The organism is Stenotrophomonas maltophilia group sp. RNC7 (assembly GCF_030910085.1).
GTDB lineage: Bacteria > Pseudomonadota > Gammaproteobacteria > Xanthomonadales > Xanthomonadaceae > Stenotrophomonas > Stenotrophomonas sepilia.
Genome location: NZ_JAVFVN010000184.1, coordinates 1 through 524, shown reverse-complemented (window position 1 = coordinate 524; position 524 = coordinate 1). Strand labels below are relative to the sequence as shown.

The window sequence follows — 524 nt, the reverse complement described above, 5'->3', positions numbered from 1 at the left end:
CCCAATGAATCTCGCCTGTTCCCCACTCGGGATTAGTAAGGGCGGCCATGAACGCGCGCTCAGACCGCGTCATGTCTTTCAACTTCTCCACCCTTTGATCGTGGGCCAGGCAACGGGCCCGCCATTTGTCCCATGCCGCCTTTACGGCATTGAACAACAGCATGCTGAGAGCAAAAACCATCACCACCACCGCGCCGTATTGCACCGGCACGTCGCTCCAGGCATTCGCCGGCACCAGGTTCGCCGCAGCATAGGCCGCAACCAGTATTGCCAAGAGCATCCGGTTACCCGCCTTCCCCGCCAGCTCCAGAATTTTGTACAGCTGTTCCATCCCGGATCTTCCCCCATAGGCAGTTACATAACCCCTCGAACATAGCAGAAGGCCGTAGGTCATGCGAGATCGACGTTTTTCCAAGGATGCGTCGTAGCTGCGTCGTTTTGCGTCACCCGCCAAAGCCCGCTAGCGGGCTGCAAAGGCACGCCAACGCTGGCGGCAGAGGACGGGACATGATTGAGTCTCTTCT

At 58.6% G+C, this 524-nt stretch carries 1 protein-coding gene; it reads right to left on the bottom strand.

Features of this window, described 5'->3' with window-relative positions:
- A partial coding sequence (locus RCF13_RS02390; RefSeq protein ID WP_308140807.1) for a hypothetical protein occupies positions 1-331 on the bottom strand: 331 nt, incomplete at its 3' end.
- Positions 332-524 lie beyond the last annotated feature (193 nt).